The 25,313-nt window shown below is 47.5% G+C and carries 17 protein-coding genes; 9 read left to right on the top strand and 8 right to left on the bottom strand.

Going from position 1 to position 25,313, the window contains the following annotated elements; genetic code table 11:
* Positions 1–31: 31 nt before the first annotated feature.
* The 4 genes from OZ401_RS16840 (at position 32) to infC (ending at position 4,602) form a co-directional block, all read left to right on the top strand.
* On the top strand, positions 32–766 hold the full coding sequence (locus OZ401_RS16840; RefSeq protein WP_341471607.1) for an Hsp20/alpha crystallin family protein: 735 nt from the start codon (positions 32–34) through the stop codon (positions 764–766).
* Positions 767–840: 74 nt separating this feature from the next.
* Complete coding sequence (locus OZ401_RS16835) at positions 841–3,063, top strand: CDC48 family AAA ATPase (RefSeq protein ID WP_341471606.1); 2,223 nt, start codon at positions 841–843, stop codon at positions 3,061–3,063.
* Positions 3,064–3,115: 52 nt separating this feature from the next.
* Positions 3,116–3,505, top strand: a complete 390-nt coding sequence (locus tag OZ401_RS16830) for a hypothetical protein (RefSeq protein WP_341471605.1) — start codon at positions 3,116–3,118, stop codon at positions 3,503–3,505.
* 416 nt (positions 3,506–3,921) lie between these two features.
* Entirely contained in the window at positions 3,922–4,602 is a 681-nt protein-coding gene (gene infC, locus OZ401_RS16825; protein ID WP_341471604.1) for a translation initiation factor IF-3, read from the top strand.
* Positions 4,603–4,688: 86 nt separating this feature from the next.
* On the opposite strand, the gene OZ401_RS16820 is transcribed toward infC, so the two are convergent.
* The 3 genes from OZ401_RS16820 to OZ401_RS16810 all read right to left on the bottom strand — a co-directional run bounded on the left by OZ401_RS16820 (position 4,689) and on the right by OZ401_RS16810 (position 6,821).
* Positions 4,689–5,549, bottom strand: coding sequence for an alpha/beta fold hydrolase (locus tag OZ401_RS16820; protein ID WP_341471603.1), 861 nt, complete (start codon positions 5,547–5,549; stop codon positions 4,689–4,691).
* A 98-nt stretch (positions 5,550–5,647) separates the two neighbouring features.
* A complete protein-coding gene (locus tag OZ401_RS16815; RefSeq protein WP_341471602.1) occupies positions 5,648–6,028 on the bottom strand; it encodes a hypothetical protein in 381 nt (126 codons plus the stop codon).
* A gap of 190 nt (positions 6,029–6,218) precedes the next feature.
* On the bottom strand, positions 6,219–6,821 hold the full coding sequence (locus tag OZ401_RS16810) for a 2Fe-2S iron-sulfur cluster-binding protein (RefSeq protein WP_341471601.1): 603 nt from the start codon (positions 6,819–6,821) through the stop codon (positions 6,219–6,221).
* Positions 6,822–6,958: 137 nt separating this feature from the next.
* On the opposite strand from OZ401_RS16810, the gene OZ401_RS16805 reads away from it, so the two are divergent.
* From OZ401_RS16805 to OZ401_RS16790, 4 genes are all read left to right on the top strand, one after another.
* Complete coding sequence (locus tag OZ401_RS16805) at positions 6,959–9,235, top strand: ATP-binding protein (RefSeq protein WP_341471600.1); 2,277 nt, start codon at positions 6,959–6,961, stop codon at positions 9,233–9,235.
* Between the two features lie 54 nt (positions 9,236–9,289).
* Positions 9,290–10,270: an arginase gene (gene rocF, locus OZ401_RS16800; RefSeq protein ID WP_341471599.1), complete on the top strand. Its 981-nt coding sequence runs from the start codon at positions 9,290–9,292 to the stop codon at positions 10,268–10,270.
* A 237-nt stretch (positions 10,271–10,507) separates the two neighbouring features.
* Positions 10,508–11,488 (top strand): MBL fold metallo-hydrolase, encoded by a 981-nt coding sequence (locus OZ401_RS16795; RefSeq protein WP_341471598.1) that lies wholly within the window; start codon positions 10,508–10,510, stop codon positions 11,486–11,488.
* A 29-nt stretch (positions 11,489–11,517) separates the two neighbouring features.
* A complete protein-coding gene (locus OZ401_RS16790) occupies positions 11,518–15,195 on the top strand; it encodes an ABC transporter ATP-binding protein (protein ID WP_341471597.1) in 3,678 nt (1,225 codons plus the stop codon).
* Positions 15,196–15,252: 57 nt separating this feature from the next.
* On the opposite strand, the gene OZ401_RS16785 is transcribed toward OZ401_RS16790, so the two are convergent.
* The 5 genes from OZ401_RS16785 to OZ401_RS16765 form a co-directional block, all read right to left on the bottom strand.
* Complete coding sequence (locus tag OZ401_RS16785) at positions 15,253–16,491, bottom strand: ABC transporter permease (RefSeq protein ID WP_341471596.1); 1,239 nt, start codon at positions 16,489–16,491, stop codon at positions 15,253–15,255.
* Positions 16,492–16,526: 35 nt separating this feature from the next.
* Positions 16,527–17,252, bottom strand: a complete 726-nt coding sequence (locus OZ401_RS16780; protein ID WP_341471595.1) for an ABC transporter ATP-binding protein — start codon at positions 17,250–17,252, stop codon at positions 16,527–16,529.
* Positions 17,253–17,254: 2 nt separating this feature from the next.
* The gene (locus tag OZ401_RS16775; RefSeq protein WP_341471594.1) at positions 17,255–19,801 is read right to left on the bottom strand and encodes an efflux RND transporter periplasmic adaptor subunit; all 2,547 of its coding nucleotides are present in this window, start codon (positions 19,799–19,801) and stop codon (positions 17,255–17,257) included.
* Between the two features lie 846 nt (positions 19,802–20,647).
* Positions 20,648–21,841, bottom strand: coding sequence for a FlgD immunoglobulin-like domain containing protein (locus tag OZ401_RS16770; RefSeq protein ID WP_341471593.1), 1,194 nt, complete (start codon positions 21,839–21,841; stop codon positions 20,648–20,650).
* 106 nt (positions 21,842–21,947) lie between these two features.
* Positions 21,948–22,751, bottom strand: coding sequence for a magnesium transporter MgtE N-terminal domain-containing protein (locus OZ401_RS16765; protein WP_341471592.1), 804 nt, complete (start codon positions 22,749–22,751; stop codon positions 21,948–21,950).
* 852 nt (positions 22,752–23,603) lie between these two features.
* Between OZ401_RS16765 and OZ401_RS16760 the strand changes: the two genes are divergently transcribed.
* Positions 23,604–25,262, top strand: coding sequence for an Nramp family divalent metal transporter (locus OZ401_RS16760; RefSeq protein WP_341471834.1), 1,659 nt, complete (start codon positions 23,604–23,606; stop codon positions 25,260–25,262).
* The last annotated feature ends 51 nt before the right edge of the window (positions 25,263–25,313 follow it).

The following is a 25,313-nucleotide window of genomic DNA, read 5'->3' as shown; positions in this document are numbered from 1 at the left end:
TGTGAGCATAGAAGAGATAAGGAAGTAGCTTATGTCAGAAAATAAAAATACCGATAAATTTAGTTCTTTTGATCCAGATTCTAATGATTCTGAAACCGAATCACCGCGCGTCTCTCGCAATTCACGTCGTTCCTCCGGTAGCTCAGCAGGTGGCAATATAAATATGGGTGGCTTTTTCAAGGGGCTTGGTGAAATTGCCGAACGTCTTAGTGAAGTTGTTGAAAAAGCAGAGGAACTATCCAGAAAAGCCAAAGAAGCCGAAGCCAGTGGAAATGAAAGTGGTGGCGAATTAAAATCCGAATTCAATAGCAAGGGCTTTGTGGTAAAGTGGGGCTTCAATAATTCCACGTTGGAAGATAACCCCGGCGCAGCTAGACCTTTCGCCAGTCGCCCGCCTGGTTTTGCCAGCCGTCCGCCTGCTCGTCCTGCTGCTACGCCCGGATATACAATTCCCGCTAAGGATAAAGCAGGGCAGCGCCCAAATCCAAATAATGCCAACCTTACTCCCGTTGCTACCGTCCGAGAGCCGTATATAGAAATACATGACGAGACAGCAGAGGGTCAGATTGTAGTAATTGTGGAATTACCGGGTGTGGCGGAAGAAAAAGTTTACTTTGAAATTCATGATGATATTTTGATAGTGCAAGGTGAAAACACGGATTGCCTCTATGAAAAAGAGGTTATGCTTCCGGCTATGGTAAAAGCTGAACCTGTTAGTCAGAAATATCAAAACGGATTGCTTGAGCTCAGATTAAAGCGAGTCTGAACCCTATAGCCTATAACTGTTGTAATATCAAAATACGGTTTTAACCGGGTTTTGCTAAATTTCGGGTGGCTAAAATGAACGAGACTTCCGACCAAGTTGACACACTAAGTTTGCGCGTAGCCGAAGCAGCCTCAAGAGATACGGGTCGTACTATTGCCAGAGTAGACCCCGATGAGATGAAAAAACTTGACCTAGCTATCGGTGATGTTATTGAAGTACGAGGAACTCGTACCACTGCTGCTAAGGTTTTGCCCGCTTTTGCGGCAGATCGAGGCAAGAATCTGATCTTAATTGATGGGCTGGTTAGAGCTAACTGCGGCGCAACGCTGGATGGTAGGGTTACTATTCGCAAAACCAGCGCTACACCTGCTAAAACCTTGATATTAACTCCCCTGCCTGATTCATCCTCGCCCGATGCAAACAATCAGAATGTGCAAGGGCAGCTTTATATGAAGCATACGCTGGAAGGGATTGTAGTAAAGTCCGGCGATTTGCTGCGGGTTAATTTTCTAGGTAGTCGCTTTCAGGAATTTGTAGTGCAAGAAACGGTTCCAAAAAGCGGCGCACTGGTGATTGGACCTGCCACTGCTCTAAAATTTAGCACAACTCGCGACGAAACACGCACTCGCCCGTTGCGGCGTTCTGGTTCAGGCGTAACCTACGAAGATATTGGCGGCTTGTCAAAACAGCTATCGCATATCCGGGAAATGATTGAGCTTCCCCTCAAATATCCTGAAGTATTCGACCGTTTGGGCATTGAACCACCCAGAGGGGTTTTGCTATATGGGCCTCCCGGTAGCGGCAAAACCTTGATTGCGCGCGCGGTTGCCAACGAAACATCAGCGCACTTTATAAGCGTCAGCGGACCGGAACTGATTCAGAAATTTTATGGGGAAAGCGAAGCCAACCTGCGTAAGGTCTTTCAGGAAGCAACCTCGCATGCTCCCAGTATCATCTTCCTTGATGAAATTGATTCGTTAGCGCCGCGCCGGGAAAATGTGCAGGGTGAGGTAGAAAAGCGCGTAGTCGGACAGTTGCTATCCCTAATGGACGGGCTACAGGGGCGCGGGCATGTGATGGTAATCGGCGCTACCAACCTTCCCAACAACCTCGACCCAGCTTTGCGCCGTCCCGGTCGCTTTGACCGTGAAATTGTCATTGGAGTACCGGACAGACCCGGTCGCCAAGAAATTCTTGAAATATATACTCGCAGTATGCCGCTTACCTCTGAAGTTAACATTGGGCGTTTGGCATCACTCACGCATGGGTTTGTAGGGGCAGACCTTGCTGCTCTTTGCCGAGAAGCGGGGTTGAGTGCGGTACGGCGAGTCATTCCCGACATGGAAACCGCTATACCCTACGAACAGTTCGTCAATCTGAGCGTGTCGATGGAAGATTTTCTCAGTGCCTTAAAGGAAATCGAACCATCTGCTATTCGTGAGGTTTACACTGAAGTTCCAGATGTGACATGGGATAGAGTCGGTGGGTTGGAAGACATAAAGCAGGCGCTACGGGAAGCGGTGGAGTGGCCGCTGATGTACCCGGAATATTTTGCAGAAGCCGATACCAAACCGCCACACGGTATATTGCTATCCGGGCCTCCCGGTTGTGGTAAAACATTACTGGCGCAGGCGTTGGCAACCGAGAGTGAAGTCAATTTCATCTCGATAAAAGGTCCAGAGCTATTAAGCAAATGGGTCGGGGAAAGCGAAAAAGCCGTTCGCGAAATTTTCAAGAAAGCCAGACACGCTGCGCCTTGTATAATCTTTTTTGACGAGATCGATGCAGTTGCACCGGTACGAGGGGCGCGGGTTAATGATAGCGTTGCCGACCGCGTAGTAGCGCAGTTACTCACCGAAATAGATGGTATTGAACGGGCTGCCGGTTTGATTATGATTGCGGCAACCAATCGTCCTGAAATGCTCGACCCTGCTTTGCTACGACCGGGGCGTTTCGATGTCAAGCTAACGATTGGGTTGCCAGATGCGCCTTCCCGCCGCAAAATATTGCAGGTACACACCGCCCGCAAACCGCTGTCCGATTCCCATCTAGTAGAGAATCTGGTATTGCTTACCGAAGGGTTGGTTGGTGCAGAAATTGAAGCTCTATGCAACCGCGCTTCGCTGAACGCAGTACGGCGTGCTGTAGATTTGCGTGTAATTGCCGAAAAAGCGGCTAGGGAAAACGGCACTGAAGTTGACAACACCCATATTAAATTGTTATTAACAGCAGAGGATTTCCAAATTGCGTTAAAAGAAATCCTGGACTCAAAAAATCATTCTTCTCATAACGAATAGTTGAGGGACTGCTAATTGCTAGAAGGGGATATAACACAAGTAGGGGAAAGCGGTGAAAGAGTCAATACCCGTTCCTTATGCAGAAGGAATACGTGTACTTAATCGTACAAAATTCGAAAAAATATATGCGGCGTTCAACCAACAATACCATGGCGATAAATGGCTTGCTCGGCAGCATTGTTCCGAACTTGATACTGAAATTGCCTTTGGGGTGAGCTTCAACTGGAAAGAATATCTTACTTTTCTGGTAGTTAACATTTATGCGGAGTTTGGGGATAACCCTGCGTTGGCATGGGAAGGTCTAAAACGCTGGAACGCGCAAATCATTGAGAAAGTGGCACAAAAATTTATTGCCAGTGGCGATTATCAATCGCTCAATTCTTTTAGAGAGAAAATCCGACTTTTGGAAGAAAAGCAGATGCCTTTTGGTTTCAATAATTAATGCTGATTGAGTAGAATTATAGTAACCTTCAAAAATTACTTGCTGTTTCTTTCAAATAAATTACAGGTAGCTTTTCAGGATGAACCGGCAAATGGTTCATCCTGTTTGGTTTTCGTCGGTGTTACCTTTTCTCGTAACGCGCTACATTATGACGTTGACGTAGTGAAATATGCGTGTTATTATTAATGTTGTGTAAACCTGCGGGCTTAAAACACCAGCAAGTTTATTCTTTTTTTGACTTGAACAACTTGTTTACTAGTTTACCCTCTCCTAACCTCAGCTATCGCTCTGGTCCCCGGAAGGGTATCTTGGTTTTAGATCATATCTTTTGAAGTTAAAAGTTATGCAGAGTACCAACTCGTAGTAGAGAAGTTACTCCGGCACTAAACGGTAAATTATCAGATTGATTAACCGTTATGCCAATACTGTTAACTATCAGCAAAAAATTTGCCGAAAGGAGTTTTACTATTAGCAAAAATCTTCGCGTGAACGAACGTATCCGCGTACCTGAAGTTCGCGTTATTGATGAGAATGGAGAGCAAGCCGGCATTATGCGTACCCGTGACGCACTAAGCATGGCACGACAGCGAAATTTCGATCTGGTAGAAGTTGCCCCTAACGCTCAACCTCCTGTATGCCGTCTACTCGATTATGGTAAATATCGATACGAACAGACCAAAAAAGAGCGCGATGCCCGCAAAACCCAGAAAGTTATTACTGTAAAAGAGATCAGGCTTGAGCCTAAAATAGCAGAGCATGACCTTAAAGTGAAAGCTCGTTTGGCGCGTGGCTTCCTTGAAGATGGCGATAAGGTTAAGATTACGGTACGTTTCAGAGGTCGTGAATTAGCGCATACCGATATCGGTCAGGGTTTGCTGGAACAGCTTATTGAAATGTTAAAAGACATTTCTACTCTGGATCAGTCGCCTCGGATGGAAGGAAAATCCCTTACCATGATTATGGCTAGGGCAGCCAAATCGGAGAAGCCCGTTCGCCCAGAAGGTGCGCCGCGCTCGGCTAATGAAGCGGGAACTCCACCCACTTCCGCTGCTCCGGCTAATGTCCCCGCACAGACACCGCCTACCGTTCTTAAATAAGAAGTTAAATTAAAAATCACAGGGAATACCAATGTTATTCCCTGTGATTTGATTCTGTCAGGCATATACTCCGTATCAGCTTAAGCCTAACTTGTTTTTTCCCAGAAACTATTGAGAGTTTCAATGAGGAGTTCGGGAACTTCCTGCATGGGGAAATGCCCACATTTTGCCAGTTCCGCGTAGTGTGAGCCGGGAGTCATATCCACGAAGGGTTTTACAAACATTGGAGGCGCTACCTGATCGTATTTCCCTGACACATATAGGGTAGGGGAAGTGATTGCCGGACAGACTTCTTTGAATTTCACGGTGTAACCGCTCCAAAGAGTTTTCTCAAGCGTTCGGTTATCGCTACATATTACATCGTTCATCACCACTTCAGCTTCGTGTTCGGCTAAAGGGCGATAAGTGTAACGACGTACTGCAAATTTTCTGGCACGTTTGTATCGGCGCAAAAGGGGTTTTACCGCTATAATCAGCCAAACCATTACCCAGCTAATCCACTTGAAGATCAGGTGAATCCAGTTGTGAGGGTCGTAGTATGCTCCACCGATCACTACCAGCCCGCTGACTCGATCGGGATAGCGTGCTGCAAAACGCATTGCTACCACTCCACCCCAGCTATGTCCTACTAGCCGTATCCGTTGCAACTTTAAATGATCTAGCAGCGCCAGTAAATCTCCCATGTAGCGTTCAATGCTAAAATCGGCGCGTTGTGATTCTGCTTTGCTATCGAATTGTGAAATCCCGAAACCGGGCGCATCATAGGCAAGGCAGGTTATGCCTCGCTGACAATTGTCTTCAAAAAGGGACATCCAATCATCTTGGCTACCAGCCCAGCCATGCACAAAAACAAGGGGGTCGGCAGAGTCGTCCCCCTTAAAGAAGCGATAGCGTATGTTTACGCCTTCTCGTCGGAAATTATTAATTTCTATTTCGTCCCAGCACAATTAATGCCCCCAACGCTCCAGATACCAGACCTAGCCAGAAACCTTGTGTGAAATTGTTGTTTTTTTTGGCTTTATATACACGGTAAGGACGCATATAATTAGCTCCTCTTGGTGAAGAGGGCGGAAACTGCTCCACGCACTGCTGCCAGCAAGGACGCGAGGCGTACCATTGGAGAAACTATTCCCTCACCTACATAAACAGCTGTACCCCGCGCCGTATCGGCGGCTTCGTTGACTTTATCGATTAGCGGGCTAACTTTCTCGCGGGTGAGGTTGTTAAGCACCTGTATCAGGGCGGCTAGTATTGCTACAAGCGCGGTAACGGCGATTAGTAAGCCGCATGCAAATACCGACATCATACTTAATGATACATAGGAGAGTTTTCGCAGAAAATCGGTATCAACCCAAATTAACACCGCGACAAGAGCTGCAATTAATGCGACTACCGCTATGCCACCGAATATTGCGACTTTTTTCATTCAGAGAATGCTCCTTGTGATTTCGTTCCCACTTTTATTTGAGGCTTTATTTTACGAGCGGATCCAACCTTGCAAAAATAACGGGCTTAGTATAGCATAATTTGTATTGGGATGTGCAGGCGCAAGCTCAACTATACACTAACTTCCTCAAAAAAAACTGCCCCTTGGGAGGGGCAGCCAATGGGATAAGCTAATCTTTTTTAATCTCTTCGGCTTCTTCGATTTCTATCACATCGATTGCATCAGTATAGCTTGTAGTTCGCCCTGTCATTCGTCTGAACACCTTCAGCCCATCATTGAGCCAGACATTGAAATCGCTTCCCCATGGTACAAGGGTTTTGAAGATTCCGAGACGATTGACCGAATTAAGCAACCCTGTTGGTCCCATCACAACATGGTCGAGGGTAACCCGAATAGAAAAGCTGATTAAATTACCTTCCAGTACAGTTTCTCCTTCGGGTGTACCCCGTAAGAATTTGAAGAAAAGACGGCGCAATTCCTCAACGCGCGTTAAAACCACCACGCTGGCATTCGGATTGTTGTTATCAAGTCCCACTTGGCAACCCAACCGCATACCCATTTCCAACCTACCGGGGGTTAACCACGCTTTTTCCGCCTCGCTGAGAGGGGAAAGGTTCTCTGCTCCGGAGATAACTCGGCATTCACAGGTTGAGCATGCTCCGTTGCCATTGCACATAAAACCTATATGCGACCCGTTGCGTCGCGCTATATCCAGTAGAAGATCACCTTCTGCGCCTTCGAACTCTTCATCATTGATTACGACTTTAGGCATAATTGGCTCCTTTATCAAATAAAATAAGGATTGCGCCTTACTTGTTATTGTTTTAATACAAATTAAGGCTTCCATGTTGAATGGATTTCGATATTAGGTTAGAATCCACACACTATAGTTTAAGAAAGTGTGAAAAAATGTCAAATCTGATTGAACGTGATGCAGAATTGGAAATTATACGCCGAATTGCTGGTGCGCAAGGGCAGCCTCGCTTGTTGTTAATTCTGGGCGAAAGTGGCAGCGGCAAGAGCGCTTTGTTAAATGAAGCACGCGCCGCCGGTTACTTCGGCGATTCTCGTTATTTTGGCAGTAGTGTCAATAATATTGAGGCTTTGTTGGATGAGATTGATCGCACCGAATATACACGTATAACCGCACAGGCGCGTGAGGTTGAAATTAAAGTGGAATTGGCACAGGTCGAGCTAACCTTGCCCGATCTGACTGCCTCAGACCCATTTGAGCCACGTTTACGGGCGGTTCAGGCTATTCCCCCGGAAGCTCTGCATTATCTAATACGCAAGCTTTACAATTCCTATGATATGTTCGGGCTATCGGAAGATGCGGCGTTGTTTGTCAAAACCGGGCTTGAGCATTTGCTGCAACTGAATGCCAATAATTTGAATCAGTTGCGTGCTTTTGTGAGTAGTAAATTAAAGCCCCACCTTAGCGAGGAAGAATGGATGCTTTATCTACGTCCTGCCGAAACGATGGCGGGGGCGCTTGGTAAAATGCTCGCTGCTAAAGGACGGAATATTCTGTTGGATAATTACCACGAATTCGACTCAGCCCGTTTGTTAGCGCAAATAATCGGCAATGGCGAGCTTTTCTGGGCGTTGGTGGTAGAAACTGAGCCGACATGGGTTTCTAATTTGCCTTCTAATGTTACTGTCGAACGTCTCAGTCTCTCTGCGCTTTCGCAGGAAGGTTTCGATGCCTATCTTGAACAACGCAAATTAGCAAAACCAAACTCTGACGAGGTGTTGCGGCTCTATAAACTGGCTCAAGGGCTACCGCTGGCGCTACGCTTGGTGGCTGATCTTCAGTCTAAAGGCATCTCGTTGGTAAATTTGGAAGCAGCAGCAGCTAGAACTCCTACCAATTCGTTGGAAGGCATTTTCCTTTATTTTGTGGAGGAAAGCGGGCTAATTACTGCATCTCAGAAATCCGCTTTGTTTGCGCTTGCACTCCTGCGCCATTTCCATCCTGATTTTGTCGAGGATTTTGCCTCAAGAGCAGAAGCCGCCGGGTTTCCGATTACCCCTGAGACATTAACGCAATTGGATAGCGAATATCTTTGGCTTTGGGATAGCAGCGCGAACAGTAATAGCCTTTGGAAACCGCTCCATCCTGCACTAAAAGCTGCGTTGCAGAGATGGTTGATGGTGGAAAAGCAAAGGTTCAGTCGTCCGGTTCAGGAAGGCGTGATTGAGTCAGCCCGCAACGCTATAATGGTGCGGCTAACCGCTCACGAACACCAATTGGTAAATCAGTCTGATGATAATGGCAGCCTTTCCACTCGCGCCCGTGACTCTAAATGGGGCGAATTGGTGCTAGATATGGCTTATTATCGTTGGTTGCTGGATGAAGCGGTAGGTTGGCTCTTTGCTCTTCCGCGCGCCCTAATGGCTTTAGCTTATAACCCGTCACTGGCGCAACGTTTCTATGACTTAGCGTTGAGTATTTCCTACTCATTCTATACTGAAGGGCGAGAGTTACTGCCATGTTTGCGCGTACTTCTGGCTGAAAATTACACTATTACTTCGCCCCGTTCTGTTTTTGAGGAAAAACTCAAGGCGCTTGAGGTATTGGAGAGTTTGACTACTACAGAGCGGGGGCGTTGGTTCAAGCAGGAAAATTTGGGGTTGCGGCAGGGTGGCAAGGGTAGCGGAGAGGCAGAAATTCGGGGAATCCTGCGTTGGTTACAGGGTTTTGTACTCGAACAAGCCGGGCAGTATGATCGTGCTGCTTCGCTATATGAGAGTGTGCTATCTACCAACGTAACGATGCCGGAACTGAAAAAGGTCGCGGCGCGCTCCGGGCTTTACATGGTGTTGCGCTATCGCTTGAAAGGGGCGAAGGAATCTGCGCTCAGTGCGCTGCTGCGTACCGTTGAGCTTGATCCAAGCCTCGAACAAGCCTACAAGATATTGTTGTGGCAAGGTATTATCATGAACCGCCCCGATGTTATCTTGCAAGCGGTGCAGGGTCTTGGTAAAACTGAAGGAGCAGCCCCACAGCTTGATTTATACAGCGCCTTTGCGCTTTGGTTACAGGGACGCTTGCCCGAAGCGTTGAGCGCGGCGCGTGCTTACAAAGGTCAGGAGGGTCAGCAATATTTCAATCGCCTGATAGGTTTTGCGGAACTCGAAGCAAATCCAGAAGGGCTTGAACAAATACTTGCCGAACTGTCATAAAATATTCTCAACGGGGAGAATAAAAACAACTCATTGTGGAGTAAAGAGGCAACTATGAAATATTTGAGCGATCCAAGAACGGTAGCGGTGGTGGGTGCGCCACTGGCGTTGGGACAGGACTTGGCGGGGGTAGAAGATGCCCCTACAGCTTTACGCGATGTGGGGTTAGCACAAGCGATTCTAGAGCTAGGCTGGCAAGTTAACGATGCGGGTGATTTGCCTTTTGACCTGCCCCATCACCGAGAATCTGATATTGGTCAGGTGACTTTGGGCAAAGTAAAATACGCCCATGAAGTGGGAACTGCTTGTCACCTTCTTTCTGAAAGAGTGGCTAGGGTTGCCAGTGAGGGTAAATTCTGCCTTACGCTTGGCGGTGATCACAGCATTGCAATGGGTTCGATTAGTGGCGTGGTTAAGACGCGCCCGGATGTGTCGGTAGTGTGGGTGGATGCTCATGGCGATTTCAACACTCCCGAAAGCTCGCCTAGCGGTCACTTACATGGCATGCCGCTTGCCGCTTTAATGGGCAAAATTAATCCCGGTTCAATGCCCGGTTTTGATTGGCTAACGCAATTGCTCAAGCCCGACCATGTGACTCTTATCGGGGTGCGTTCGATTGACCCAGAAGAGCGGGTTTTGCTACGTGAATCCGGCATCAAGGTTTTTACTATGATGGAGGTTGATCGTTACGGTATCGGTAGGGTGATGGAAATGGCGCTGCACGCAATAAACCCAGACGGCAATCGCCCAATCCATCTTAGCCTCGATATAGACGCGCTTGACCCTTATATTGCCCCCAATACCGGCACTAAAGCGCGTGGTGGCTTGAATTACCGTGAGGCACACTATATCTGTGAGGCGTTGGCGGAAACGGGCGCATTAGTCTCTATGGATTTGGTAGAAATCAACCCGCGCTTGGGTTATCTTGAAGATAGGCACAATCTCGCGCAGGGTGGCACTACTTTGCAAGAGGATGCCACCGTTGAAATGGGCATAGAGTTGGTGGCTTCGGCGCTTGGCAAACGGATACTCTGATTCAGGTGCTTGAAAAGTGCAAGGGACACTACCTCCGGTGTCCCTTTAATTCGCCCCAAGTTTACATAACACTATTGCCAAACCCGTATTTTTCATCTAATGTTTCCTTTCCTCATCTCAAGTTTCGTTGACACATAAGTTTTTACGTAATAATATTAGCAGGCTTATTATATAAACTTGTGACCAATCATAAAACCCTTATGCTCTTAAATTGGCTTATTTAAAGGAACCTTCCTAATGTCTGACTCTGGTACATCTGCTATTCAAGAAGTTGCGGCTAATCTCTACAAAATAAAACTTTCCATGCCGTTTGAACCTTACCATATCAATGTTTATCTGCTAAAAGGCACAAACCGCCTCGCGTTGGTGGATACAGGTTTGCCAATGGCGTGGGAAGATTTGCAGCAAGGCTTTAAGGCGCTGAATATTCCTTTTGAACAGTTAACCGATATTTTTCTGACTCACTACCATATCGACCATATCGGTGCGCTTTCTTCGCTGCGTGAAGCTGCACCGGGCGCAAAAATCTTTTTCCATCAGCTTGACCATGACTTCATGCGCTACCGTACCGCGAAGCCTCAAGAGTCAAATGAGGCGATGTATAAATGGTTATTGCGAAATGGCGCGGCTGATCTAGGTGGTGATCCTGCCGGTTTTCCCATTCAGATGGTAGAGTTAAAGCCCGGTGATACTTTGGTGGAAGGTGGGGAGAAAGTCAGCTTACGGAATGAGACTGATGGCTGGGAAGTAGTTTGGACACCCGGACATACTAACGGTCATTTCGTGTTGTACAACCGCGAACAGCGGTTACTTTTATCAGGTGATCATCTTTTGACTACCATCAGCAGTAATATCGGGCAATATCCCGGTTCTCGCCCCGACCCACTGGGTGATTTTATGAGTTCGCTGGATAAACTTGCTGCTCTGGAGGTCGATGAGATTTTACCCGCACATGGGCATCCCTTTGGAAATCATCGTCACCGTATCGAAAATCTGAAGCTACATCATCGCCATCGTATGAATAAGATCATAGCGGGGTTAGAGCATGGTCCACTCACTGCTAAAGGGGTAGCACATACCATCTGGGGCGATCGTCTGAAGGGCTTCAACCGTTATCTGGGCTTGATGGAGGTTCTTTCCCATCTTGAGCGTTTGAAACTAGAAGGTCAAATTTTAGCCGAAGAGCATGAGGGCGTAGTATATTACCGCCAAAATTGAACAAGGCGGCTTGAGAGAATAAAATTAACATGCATTTTCTGAAAACTTTGCTGCCCTACCTCGCCCGGTATAAGGGCAGCCTTATTTTGGGTCTTTTTGTACTCCTGGCGACTGCCGGTATCAGCCTTACCCAACCCTACTTAATGCGGTTAGCCATAGACAGCTTACAACAGGGCAAGTTTGAACCCATTCTTAGCTTTATAATGATCGGTTTGGGCTTACTGCAACTGGTACTGGGCTTTTTGCAACGCTGGTCGATCAATCGTAACGGGCATCAGATCGAGGCTGACATCCGCAGCGACCTGTTTACCAAAACTCAAAAGCTTGATCGCTCTTTTTTCGATGAAACCAGTATTGGCGACCTGATAGTAAATAGCACCTCTGATATAAGCGTCCAGCGCAACCTGATTGTACAGGCTACCATAAGTGGCTTTAACACTCTTTTTCTTGGCTCAATTGCCCTCACGCTGATGTTCCTGCAAAATTGGCGACTGGCGTTGGTCGGTCTGGTTTTCCTGCCGTTTATGGTAATTGCTTTCGCATATGTCACCAAGCGTATGGACAAGCACTACCGCGCCGCACAGGATCAACTGGGCGAGGTCAGTAACCGGGCGCAAGAGGTATTCGCGGGTGTCAGGGTGGTAAAGGCTTACAATCGTGAGGGCGCAGAGTCGGCACGATACACCCAAGAAAGCCAAACCTATCTGGAAGAAACCATGCGCTATGCACGCTGGAACAACCTACTGATACCGATTATCTCGCTTACCATCGGCTTGACTACTGCGTTGGTTTTATGGGTCGGTGGTCATGAAATTGAGGCAGGTCGCCTAACTATCGGGCAATTCGTACAATTCAATGCTTATCTCTTGTTGCTGGTTCCGCCGCTCACCAACTTTGGTCAGGTGCTTGGGTTAGCGCAAGCCGCTTCTAGCAGTATGGCGCGTTTGCAAACTATTTTTCTGCGTCAGCCTAAAATCTCCGACCCTCCCAAGCCGGAGACACTTGCCGAACCTAGAAATAAGCGGGGCGAGATAGAGTTTCGGAATGTCGGTTTTCGCTATCAAGATCGCTGGGTTTTGCGCGACGTAAGTTTTAAGGTAGAGTCGGGAAAAACCGTAGCGGTAGTTGGTCCAACTGGCTCAGGCAAGAGTTCGCTTTCAGCGCTGGTAGGGCGCGTATATGATCCCCATGAGGGCAGTGTGCTACTGGAAGGGGTGGATGTGTCCCATTTGCCGCTAGAGACCTTACGGCGCGAAATAGCGTATGTGCCACAGGAGACCCTGCTCTTTTCTCTTTCCTTGCGTGAAAATATTGCCTTTGGTAAGGGCGATGCCGAGCATAACGAAGTTCTGTCGGCGGCGCGTTTGTCGCGACTCTCTCAGGATTTGCCCCAAATACCGGGCGGCTTCGATGCGCTGGTGGGCGAACGTGGCGTGACACTTAGCGGTGGACAGAAACAACGCGCTTCTATTGCGCGTGCCCTTCTGCCCAACTCCTCCGTAATTATTCTGGACGATGCGCTTAGTAGCGTAGATGCACGCACTCAAAACCGGATTGCCGCCAATCTTAAAACTCTAACTGCACAAGGACGTACTACTCTGCTGATTACGCAGCGTCTAACGCTGGTTAAAGACTCGGATTGGATTGTGGTGCTGGATGACGGACGGGTAGTAGAGCAGGGCAAACATGCCGAGCTAATTGAAAATGACGGGTTATATGCGCGGATGTATCGCCGCGAAATGACCTTGGGCGCGAATAATTTCCTAGATGATGACGCGCTGGCAGCTACCTTGCATGGTACGGATACCGCTGATGAAACCCCTGCGCCTGCTCTTCCCGGTAAAACCGCCGCAGATCGTGACCGCAAACTTCGCGAGGATAGCAAAGGCGGTAAACTTCTCAAGAAAAATGTTAAAAGCGAGGGTGATGAAATCCTGAGCGTGGATTATACAGGTGGTAGGCTCTCGCGCTTATTGCAGTATGCTTTCAAGTATAAAACACTGTTATTGTTAGCTACTCCGGTAATCATCGTGGGGTCTTTGCTGGAAGTGGTCGGTCCGTTGTTAAGCAAAACCGCTATCGATCAGTATATTGTCCCCGGCAAGCTACAGGGCTACGAAATCATCCTGTTGCTATTCATCCTTGCCACCGTAGCGGGTTTTGTAACGCGCTACCTACGCGCCTACTTGATGCAAAAAGTGGGGCAATTTGTGGTGCGCGACCTACGGGTGCAACTCTTTAAAAAATTGCTATCGCACTCGCTCGGCTTTTTCGATCGCTATCCGGCGGGCAGCCTGATTGGGCGTTTGACCAGCGATATGGACGCTATCAATGATCTGCTAGGGCTAGGGGCAGTGGCAATTGTTGCCGATGTAGTGGCGCTACTTGCTATTCTTATTACTATGTTCCTGCTAGATTGGCGCCTTGCGCTGGTCAGTTTGGCAGTAATGCCGATTTTATTCTTCGTTTCTTTTTTCTTTCGGGGAGTGATGCGCCGAGCGTGGCGCGACTCACGCCGTAAGTATTCAATATTGGTGGGCTATCTAGCAGAAAACTATGCCGGTATGCTAACGGTGCAACTATTTAACCGCCAACCTCTCAATTATGCCCGTTTCAGCGAATTAAACGATGATTATTACCAGAGCAACCGCTATATTGTATATGCCAACGGAATATTTCTGCCGCTGGTGGCTTTCCTATCTAACTTCGCCAGCGCGTTGCTCATTTTAGTAGGCGGTTGGTTATTTACGTCAGGTAGCACAGTGACTTTTGGCTTACTGGTAGCTTTCCTGCAATACACCGAACGCGCCTTCCAGCCCATTCGCGACCTTGCCGAGCGTTACACTTCGTTTCAGGCTGCCAGCACCAGTAGCGAGCGCATTTTCGGTCTGATGGATATGCCAAAAGAAGTGAACGACCCTGTCAACCCGCGCCCTTTGGTGGAAGATCAGCGTACTTTAGCGCAAGGTTTAGAGTTGCGCTTCGAGCATGTACTCTTTGGCTATAACCCTGAGTTCCCGGTAATAAAAGATATGTCTTTTACCATCAAGCCGGGCGAAAAAATAGCCATTGTCGGGGCAACCGGAGCAGGAAAAACCAGCATCGTGAGCTTGCTAGGGCGCAACTACGATATACAGCAGGGCAGCATTACCATCGGTGGCGTGGATATTCGTGAAGTAACGCAGGAAGATTTACGCCAATACCTCGCGCTGGTGCTACAAGACCCGGTGCTATTCAAGGGAACAATTGCTGAAAACATCAGGCTTGGAAACCCACATCTTACCGATGCTGAAATGCGACATATCGCCCATCAGGTTGGCGCAGATGCTTTTATAGATAGCCTTCCCGGTGGTTACGATTATGCCTTGCAGGAACGCGGTGCGAATATTTCGGCAGGGCAACGCCAATTGTTGAGTTTTGCCCGTGCCATTGCCTACAACCCGAACGCGATTTTGATTCTGGATGAAGCCACTTCTAGCGTTGATACCGAAAGCGAGGCGATTATTCAGGATGCGCTCAGGAAGTTGCTGGAAAAGCGCACTGCTCTGATTATCGCGCACCGCTTGAGTACGATTCGCGATGTTGACCGAGTGATTGTAGTCGAGCGGGGGCAGATTGCCGAAATGGGTACGCAAGAGGAATTGATTGAGAAACGGGGTATCTACTTTCAGCTTTACCGCAATCAGGTCGAACTGGTTGGTCAATAAATAGCAGTGCGAGCTATTAAAGACAAGGGGCTTATGCCCCTTGCCTGAAGGAATTGATCAATCGTAACGCAGCGCATCTATGGGGTGGAGTTTTGCGGCGCGTCTAGCCGGGTAAATTCCAAAGAATAAACCCACTGCAATTGCAAATCCAACTGCCATAAACATCACCGAGACGTTTACCGCCGTGTGGATAAAGGTGGCATTCACAATTTCTGAGGCAATTACTCCTAGCACTACCCCGATAAGCCCCCCGACAAAGCACAACGTTATGCTTTCAATGATAAACTGCAGCAGAATATCAAAGGGTTTCGCGCCGATGGCTTTGCGAATACCGATTTCACGAGTGCGCTCGGTTACGGTTACCAGCATAATATTCATGATGCCAATACCACCGACGAATAGCGAAATCGAAGCGATTACTATTAGGAAGGTGTTAAGGGTGTTTTGCTGGTCGCGCGCTGCTTGTAGTTGATCTTGCTGGTTGGTGATAGTGAAATCATCCTGAGTGCCCTGAATCTTGTGTAGGTCTCGCATAGCCAGTGTGGCTTCCCCGATGAGTTTCTCCACATTATTAGCGCTACTGGCTTTCAACACGATGCTGTCCACACGCTTGCCGGTGGTAGTTGCTCCTTGGTTGCGTGCGCCGAATAACTTGGTTTGTGCGGTAGTTATCGGCATATAAACTTGGCTATCGACCGAGCCAAAGCCCGTACCACCTCGCGCAGTCATAACCCCCACAACAGTAAAACTGGTGCGGTTGATACGAATTTGCTTGCCAATCGGATCATCGCCCTGGAAGAGGGTATCGGCAATGCTGGAACCAAGTACCACTACCGTGCTGTTACTGCTTACATCGGCATCGGTAAACCAATCCCCACTGGAAAGGGTCTGGTCGTGTACCGTAGGGTAGCTTTGGGTAGTGCCGATAATGCGTCCATTAGCGTTTAGCGAACCGAATACGATTTGCCCACCGTTATTAAGCTCCGGGTCAACTCCGGCTGCTGCTGTCAGACTGGGGTCAGCAGCGAGGTTGAGATAATCTTCGTAGGATAGAGTTTGGTTAGCAGCTCCGGTAGCAATACCTAGAAAAGATTGGTTGGATGGGCTAATCGTGATAAGGTTTGTACCGGCGCGTTGTACTTGCGCCAGTGCATTCTGGATAGTTCCCTCACCGATACTTTGCAAGGCAATTACCGACCCCACCCCGATGATAATGCCCAACATGGTCAGCATAGAACGCATTTTATTACTGACCAAGTTGTATAAGGACATTCTTATTGATTCAATTATATTCATACTTCAGGCTCGTCATTCGACTTATGGGTTGGTAATTATTTTAATAAAGCCGCAGCAGGCTGATAAGCCAATTTCTGATTCACTACCGGTATATCACTCTCGATTACGCCATCGCGAATACGCACAATTCGGCGGGTGAATGCTGCCACATCCGGTTCGTGCGTCACGAACACAATCGTCATACCTTCGTCATAGTTTAGCTGCTGAAAAATGCTCATAATTTCCACGCTGCTTTTGCTATCAAGGTTTCCGGTTGGTTCGTCCGCTAGAATAATTGAAGGGTCATTTACCAACGCCCGCGCAATAGCCACGCGCTGTTGCTGACCACCGGATAGCTCTTTAGGCTTATGGTGCATTCTTGTGCCCAAGCCAACTGCTTCCAATGCTGCTTCTGCCCTTTCGCGTCTTTCGGCATTGTTAAAAGCGCCGGTATAAAGCATAGGTAGTTCCACGTTAGCAAGCGCGGAGAGCTTTGGCAGCAAGTTAAAACTCTGAAATACGAAGCCGATTTTCCGGTTTCGCAATTCAGCAAGTTGGTTTTCATTCATATCGGCAACTTCTTCTTCGTCAATTTCGTAGCTGCCGCTGGTAGGTTGGTCAAGCGCACCCAGAATGTTCATCAGCGTAGATTTACCGCTACCACTGGGTCCCATAATTGCGATTAACTCACCGTCTTGTATGTTGAAGGTAACGCCCCGTAGGGCGTTGACCTCCACATCTCCCATCCAGTAGGTTTTAGTGATGTTATGAATGCTGATCATACTTAACCACCAATCCTTCCACCGCCGCCGGGAATAGCGCCACCTCCGAATGGGTTAGCCCCATTGTTGGTGGTGGTTCTGGTAGTAACTGTCACGGTTAACACTACCTTGTCACCCTCTTTCAGGTCACCACTGGTTACTTCGGTGGCGCTATCGCCCTGCAAGCCGAGAGTTATGGTTTTGTTTACGGTCGCGCCGTTAGCATCCTGTACCTGCACATAACGATATGGTCTACCATCGGTTCCTGTGCCAGTTTTGATGGCGCGGGTAGGTACAGAGAGCACTCCGGCTTTAGCATCCAAACAGAAGATAACGTTAGAAGTCATACCAATTTTGGGCTGTACTTGCTGCTGTTGGTTGCCGCCACCAAAGGAGGGGGTGAAGCCGCAGAAGCCTAACTGATTGCGTAGCTGAGCAGTTTGCGCTTGGAACTGCGCGGGTACTTGTCCGCCAGCAGCACCGGGTATTTGTCCACCCGCCGCACCTTGTCCGCCAGCAGCGCCAGTACCCTGCCCACCTTGCCGTCCTTGACCACCGGCAGTAGTTGCGCCGGGAGATTGCGCCGCTTCAGTAGTAGCACCTGCCGCCCCTGTTGTAGCACCTGCCACAGGAGTACCTGTCGTTCCGGGGCGACCTTGCCGTAGATTCTGTTGGATTGCGGCGAGATACTTCTGATACTGGTCAGGGAAAGCGTCCTGAAGGCTGTTCTTGCCCTGTGCATCCATCGTTACGGTGACGAGGTAGGAGACAACATTGCTTTGAACCACAGCTTTAGGCGATATAAAGGTGACTTTCCCGGTAAAGCTACGATTTGCGATTGAGTCGAAGTTGAGGGTAACACCCATACCCAATTTGATTTTGGCAATGTCCGACTCACCTACGTTGACATCAGCGTGCAGTTCCGAAATGTCAACAATTTGCGCGGCAGTAGTGCTTGCACCCACTACCTGACCGACCACCAGCGGCAACGAAGAGATGATGCCATCGAACGGCGCAACAATTAAAGCATTCGCGAGTTGCGTTTTCGCTTTATCCACATTGGCTTGTGCCGAATCTACTTGTGCTTGTGCCACTGCCAGATCGCTAGGGGTAGTGCCGTTTTTCAGGTTTTGCAAAGTCAGTTCCTGAAGTTTAACGTTAGAATCGGCGATTTCTATATCGCTGGCAGTACCGCCTGATGTTAGCTTGGCAAGGTTGGCAATCGCTGAATCGACTGAAGCCTGATCCGAAGCAATTGTAGAATCGGTAGGGGTTAGCTTGACTAGACTTGCCTGAGCGTTGTTTAGCGAGGCAGTAGCCTGATCAACCGCAGCGCGGGCGGTGGAAATGTCAGAAGCGAGTGGACCTGCCATTACCTTGTCCAATTGCACCTTCGCGTCGTCGGCAGTAGACTGCGCGTTACGAATGCCGGTATCATAGCTTACTTTTGCATCATTCAGTGCTATATCAGCACGATTATATGCACCCTGTGCATCTTGCAAAGCGCGTTGGGCAGTGGTTTCTTTAGTGATGTCAGCATCTTTTACACCCGATTTGAGTGTACCATCAGCATTGTGGTTAATATTATAGATAGAGCTATAGTTATCCTGCGCGTTTTTCAAAGCATTCAAAGCTTGGTCGCGGGAAACCTGAGCATTCACTACCGAGGTGTAGAGGTTACTTTTAGTTTTATCGAGGTTTGATAGTGCTTGCTGGTATTTTACTTGTGCTGCCGAGATTGTAGCAGCATCGGGTCCTGCCAGTAAGGCATCCAATTTTGCCTGCGCCGAACTCAAGTTTGCTTGTGCTGAGCTAACCGATGCTTGAGCCGCCGCTTTGTCATAGTCGCTTCCGCCCTGTTTGTCTAGCGCTAAGCGTGCTTTAGCCGATTCAACTTGGGATTTTGCGCTTTGAATATCAGTAGGCAGAGCGTTGCCGCTGCGGGTTTTTTGCGCCGAAATCTGAGCCTGTTTTAATTGCTCTTGTGCTTTCTGCAAATCAATATCGGTAGAACCAGCTTTAAGTTTATCATAATTTGCTTTGGCTGAACTCAGGCTTGCCTGCGCGGTTGTAACCGCTGTTTGCAAATCTTTATCATCAATTTTGGCAATTACATCCCCTTTTTTGACGGCATCCCCTTGCTTTGCAAGCACTTGCGTAACGGTTCCACCAGCGCCAAAGGTTAACGCAAGGTCTGCTTTAGCTTGCACCTGTCCGGTGGAAGCTACCGAAAGCCCTACTACTGAGCTTGCGCTTACAGTGGAAGTTTGAGCGGGAATAGCATTGGAATTTTGGGAGTTATTAAACCAGATGAAATAGGAGGCTGCGCCTGCTCCAGCTAGTACGACTAGTGCCACGAGCCAGGGCCATACTTTGCGTCGTTTGCGTTTGGAAACAGGCTTACCCAACCGCGAAATTCTCTTTCCGGCAGGCTCACCACTATCCGCACCGGATGTTGCAAGTTCGCCGGGGCGTTTAATGTCAGCGTTGGAGGCAACTTTCTTGCCACCTTTAGTCGTTTCTACTTTTGAAGCTTTTGTTTCGGGTACAATACCCTTTTCCTCATCCATTAAAAAATCTCCTCGAAATTACCAGAAATACTAAGGCTTTCGCTTCAGGTAAGAGGTTTAAGCCCCTTAATTATATCCCAGAATCGTTTTACTGCTCCAGCCGTAAGTTCTAAAATATAAAAAGCAGTTATTGCTTGCCACTGTAAATAATAACAAGACTATGTTAAAAAAAGGCATAAATTTACAAAGCATTTGCAAAGGATAAAATAAAAAAATAGTAAAAAACTGTAATTATTCAGACCCCCTACACCGATATGTTGTAGGAAATAAATTCAAAACTCTATATAGGGTAGATCATTATCAAGATTTGATCTATTTAGTAGGTTTTTCAAGATTATCATATACCTAAAATAGGGTATTCTATACAATATATTGTATTTTCGAAACACTCAAATCAATATGACGTATCTGAATAGTTACCCAAAATCTTACCAAAGGAACACTTTCTCCCTGTTTCAATTCCTCAATCGGAATAAGAGAGATTTTTACGACCTATGCAGTACCACTCTCGCAAGCTGTGTCTTCTTTTCTTCAGAATTTGTGTTGGGTCTTGCCATCAGTTTTTGCTCTTCCTCTTTTTGATTAATTAATCAATTAGTTAATTAACCAAATCCCACCTTACTCCCAACCAAATAAGTTGTCAATAGGGTTCAGGCAAAATTTATTAGTTAAACATTTGATGCGGATAGAGCGGAGGCAAAGGCGGAAAGGGAGTGCAAGTGATGTCTCCTTGACCTCTTTTAGCTTTTTTGTGGTGGGCGCAAAGTGGAGAATATTTCGCAGCATCGGGTTTAACAGTAGGCATAAGACAGCCTGTTAAACCTCGATATGCAAAGCTACAAGGGGTTAGTAGCTAATTTTAACCTGTACTACCTTCAAACGGTCGGCGCGTAGAGCTATTTTTTCCTGAATCAAGCCCACATACAACACGATGCGTTGCTCATTACGGTCTATTCGGATTTTGCCTGTAACCTCGGCTTCCTCACCGGGCATCAGGAACTCTTTGCCAAAACCCCAACGCCAAGGATAGCGTATTGCTCCCGCGCTGTTGTTCGCTTCGAAATCCACGCCGATGCGCCAGAATCCGGCTTTCTCATCATAATTGCCGTTCTCGATGCTACTATACACTTCGCGAGAACTGTAGCTGAAACCGCTATAAGGACCTTGTGAGCGCACCGGAACTTTGCCAGTATTCTTGACTTTGATGTGCAAGGTCACTTCGTTTCCGCTGATAATCTCTTCAGGACCTATATCAACCGAAGTTACGGTTACGCTGGGCTTGCCGCCGCCCTGCACCTCAAGGGTGCTGCTACGTCGCGTCACCTGCCCGTAAGCATCCGCCGCGGTAATTGTGTAAGTATAAATGCCATCAGGCAGCGGGTCACCTTTGAGGTCGCGCCCATCGAAAACCAGTTGGTCTTCTTGCGCAGGCTGGTTTTTAATTGTTTTCAGCACTTTGTTAAAGCTATTTTGCCCTGAAATCGAAACCGTCACGGTAGCAGGGCGTGAAGTGCGCCAGTTCAAAGTCGTTACATCGTCCAGCGCATCAAAATTGGGACTGATAACGGACGGGTAGGCGGAGAGGTTGCTGATTTCAGGTGCGCCCTCGTTGGAGTTGCCGCTCAAACTCAATTGCCCTTGCGCAGAATTGCTTTGATTTCCAGAAGTAACCGCCAGTATATAACGGTAATTGCCGTTGGGTAAAAGACGATGTTGTGGCAACCCGTTCTCATCCAAATCAACCAGCCCGTTCAGGATAGTGGTGTAGTTACCGGGAGGACGCGCCTCATTCTGACGTATAAGGTAGCGGGTGTTGCCAGAACCTTCTAAGGTAAGACTAACTTGCGATGGTTCATTAATTCGGTAGCTTAGATTCACCGTTTTAGGTGCGCCAAGCCCATCCACCGCCAGCACGGGGCTATCCAGCGATATATCGCTGAGAGGGGTGGAATCACCACCGGCACAGGCGGCAAGTGCCAGTAAGGTTAAACCACATATACCCGTTAAAATAAGATAACGTATCACAGAAGAGCGGAACAAGGGGTAAACAACCTCCATGCATCGTTTTTACCATAACCGCATGGCAGTTTAGCACAGGCATAGATGGGCTGCAAACCGCACCAAAATTTAAGGGCGTAGTTCTGAATTACAACAATCGGTCAGGAACTTCAGATAGACGATTCGCTACCGCCGGACTCATATTAGTGAAAATTTCCAAACGGTCTTCTTCTTTTAGTAGCTGCAGAATATCTACAGCGCAATCGGGTCTTATGTTTTCCAGCACTGATGCCGCAACCTTCGGGCTTAAATCCTCCACGATTTCGGCGCCAAGCTCTGGGGGTAATTCCTCTAATAGAGGCACCAGATAAGCCACGCTCAACCCTTCTAGGTGTTCGTGCTCGATGTCAAGGCGCGCTTCGGGTGCGCTACTGGTCAGATATTCCACATCAGACCAATCCAGCATTTCATCATCCAACGCCAACAACCCGCCTTTTTTCGAAAGAAAGGGTATAAGGCGTAGTAGCCGAGCCTGCAGGGACACATCTACTGCAATTAGCCAGATAACTGGTTGGTTGCCAACTATGCTAAGCACTAGGTCATTAGCATGTACAACTCTTCGCCCTTGCAAATCTACCAAAGGTTTATCGAGTATATCTTCATTTAGCAAAGCTTCGCCTGGGAAACGCTCAAACTTAACAATCTCTTTGACCGAGACAGATAATTTTATTTCTTTTTCACCAAATGATTGGACTTGCCGAAGGGGAATCCACCATTCCTCATCATCCTTCTCGGCTACCAACCCCGTTAGGTGAGGATGGGGTTCCTTTAGTTGGTTATTCTTTCCCGCCGGGTTTAAACAAACCGAAAGGTCTTTCAGAGAAGCTATTTCTTTCCCCGACTTATCTAGGACTGGAGTATCAAGAAGATGGCTTAACAATACTAATGGCATATGCTAGGTAGCTGACCGGAACAAGCCAGCAAAAGTATAGGTACTTATAATCATTGTATGTTTGGGAATAGAATTAAGTCAATAGATTAATGATATTCTAATATTAGATCAGGTTATGATGCTACTACCCTACAGAATGAAGGGTTAGAATCATAGATAGCACAGGCTAATTAGTAGTGTTAGAGTTGAGTAATAATCGTTTTTTAACACATTGATTTTAAACTCGTTACCAATATTTAATTGTGAATTTTACCACAAGGGGTTGACTAATACCATCGAAAATGTTATAAATAACTTGATAAGGTTATTGATTTACTGATCGTTACATGCATATTTAGTAGTTGTTCCCGCTTTCCTATAAGGAACAATTGTAACTATCGGCTTAGTGAAAGGAGTCATCCTTTTATGGATGCAGACCGTAGTAACTTGGAAGACTTTGGGAAAACCCAAGGTAAGGAGGTAAAGGTAGCGTAACCTTTAATATTATTGGCTTCACCTCCTTTTATCTCTTCTGCGCTATTAGCGCATTTACCTTCCGTTATTTCCCGCATTTTCTTCCACATGCTACTTAGTTTTTCAGCCTGCACCCTCTTGGTTCGTTAATTAACATTGCAGCACAACGGGTATTACAGGTAAAAAGAATAGCTCTAACTCCCTAGATCGTTTCTGGGGATAGTCGGTTCTTGGTGCAATGACGCATTGGAAATTACCGTGTTGTTTTGCGCTGCTTATCGGCTCTCCTGAGTAGTCTCTATCAAGCGAGAGGGCGAGCAATACGCTTAATTAAGTAGCAATGTAAGAGGAAAAATGGATTTACTATCTGAATTTCAAGCAGAAGGAAGAGGTGAAGCTATGACCATAAATGAAAACGTCTCGTTGATTGAGCCAAATGTCTCCGTCGCTCGGAGCGCTGTGCTGGATGAGGCACATCTGGGCGACATCAAAGGCGCGTTGGGCACCATCCGGGTGAACGATACCACCCCGCGCCGCTCCTTGAAACAGAAAATCCTGACCATGTTGGCAATCATGGGACCCGGCTTGATCGCGATGGTGGGCGACAACGATGCTGGTGGAGTTGCGACCTATTCCCAAGCAGGGCAGAACTATGGAACCAGTCTTTTATGGGTAATTGTTTTACTCATCCCGGTTTTGATTGTTAATCAGGAAATGGTTGTTCGTCTCGGTGCAGTCACAGGCGTAGGGCATGCACGCTTGATTCTGGAACGCTTCGGTAAATTCTGGGCGGCTTTCTCGATTGGAGACCTGTTCCTTCTAAACTTCCTAACCATTGTAACTGAATTTATCGGTATTGCGATGGCGTTGAGCTTTTTTGGAGTTGAGCAAGCTATTTCGGTTCCGGTTTCAGCCGCTTTGCTGATTATTATGGTGATAACCGGCAGTTTCCGCCGCTGGGAACGTTTTATGTATCTCTTTATCGCACTTAACCTGATTTTAGTTCCGCTATTGATAATTTTCTGCCATCCTTCAGCCGGACAGATTATGCATGATACATTCATTCCGGGTCTTGAGGGTAAATTTGATTCAAAAGCTTTGCTGTTGATTATCGGAATCGTAGGTACTACGGTTGCACCTTGGCAACTATTCTTCCAGCAATCCAATGTAATTGACAAACGCATCACCCCGCGCTGGATTAAGTACGAACAAATGGATACCTATATCGGCGCTTTCATTACAGCTTTTGGAGCCGCCGCCCTGATTATTGCGGCTGCCTTTGCCTTTAACGGAACTTCTTTTCACGGACAGTTCAGTGATGCCGGTGCAGTAGCCAAGGGCTTTGCCGATGTATCCGGTTTCTGGATGGGCGCGATGTTCTCAATCTTTTTGCTTAACGCCTCTATAATTGGAGCCGCCGCCGTTTCGCTGTCCACCGCTTATGCCTTTGGCGACACCTTTGGTATTAAACATTCGCTGCATCGCAATTTCAAGGATGCGCGGCTATTCTATGTGCTTTATGCAGGGTTAGTAATAGTAGCGGCAGCAATAGTGCTAATCCCTAATGCCCCTCTTGGGCTGATTACTATGGGTGTACAAGCTTTAGCCGGATTGCTATTGCCCAGCGCAACGGTCTTTCTACTGCTGCTGTGCAACGACAAACATGTGTTAGGTCCATGGACTAACCCGACTTGGTTAAACGTTATTGGCACAGTTATAATCGGGGTACTGATGATGCTATCATTTGTGATGGCAATAACCACAGTTTTCCCGGAAATTGATGTAACCATCCTTTCGCTTATTCTGGCGACAATTCTCACCGTTGGGTTGCTGATCACTGGAGTAATCGCCTTCATCAGTCGGCAGAAAAAGAATGAAGGTATGGTTAGAGAGCCAAAACTAGATAAAAATAGCTGGCGGATGAGTCCTTTGAATAGTCTGCCTAAACCAATCTGGTCAACTACTAAGAATCTGGCAATGCTTTGTATGTGGGGCTATCTGGGAATGACTGCAATTGTGCTGGTTTTCAAGGTAATCAACATGGCGATCGGCGCTTAAAATAGTTGATTTATTTAGAGGGGGAGAGGTACAAAACTTCGCCCCCTCTTA

Origin of the sequence: Candidatus Chlorohelix allophototropha (genome assembly GCF_030389965.1) — a bacterium.
Lineage (GTDB): Bacteria > Chloroflexota > Chloroflexia > Chloroheliales > Chloroheliaceae > Chlorohelix > Chlorohelix allophototropha.
The sequence above is the reverse complement of the archived record's forward strand: the minus strand, read 5'-3'. Positions and strand labels throughout refer to the sequence as shown.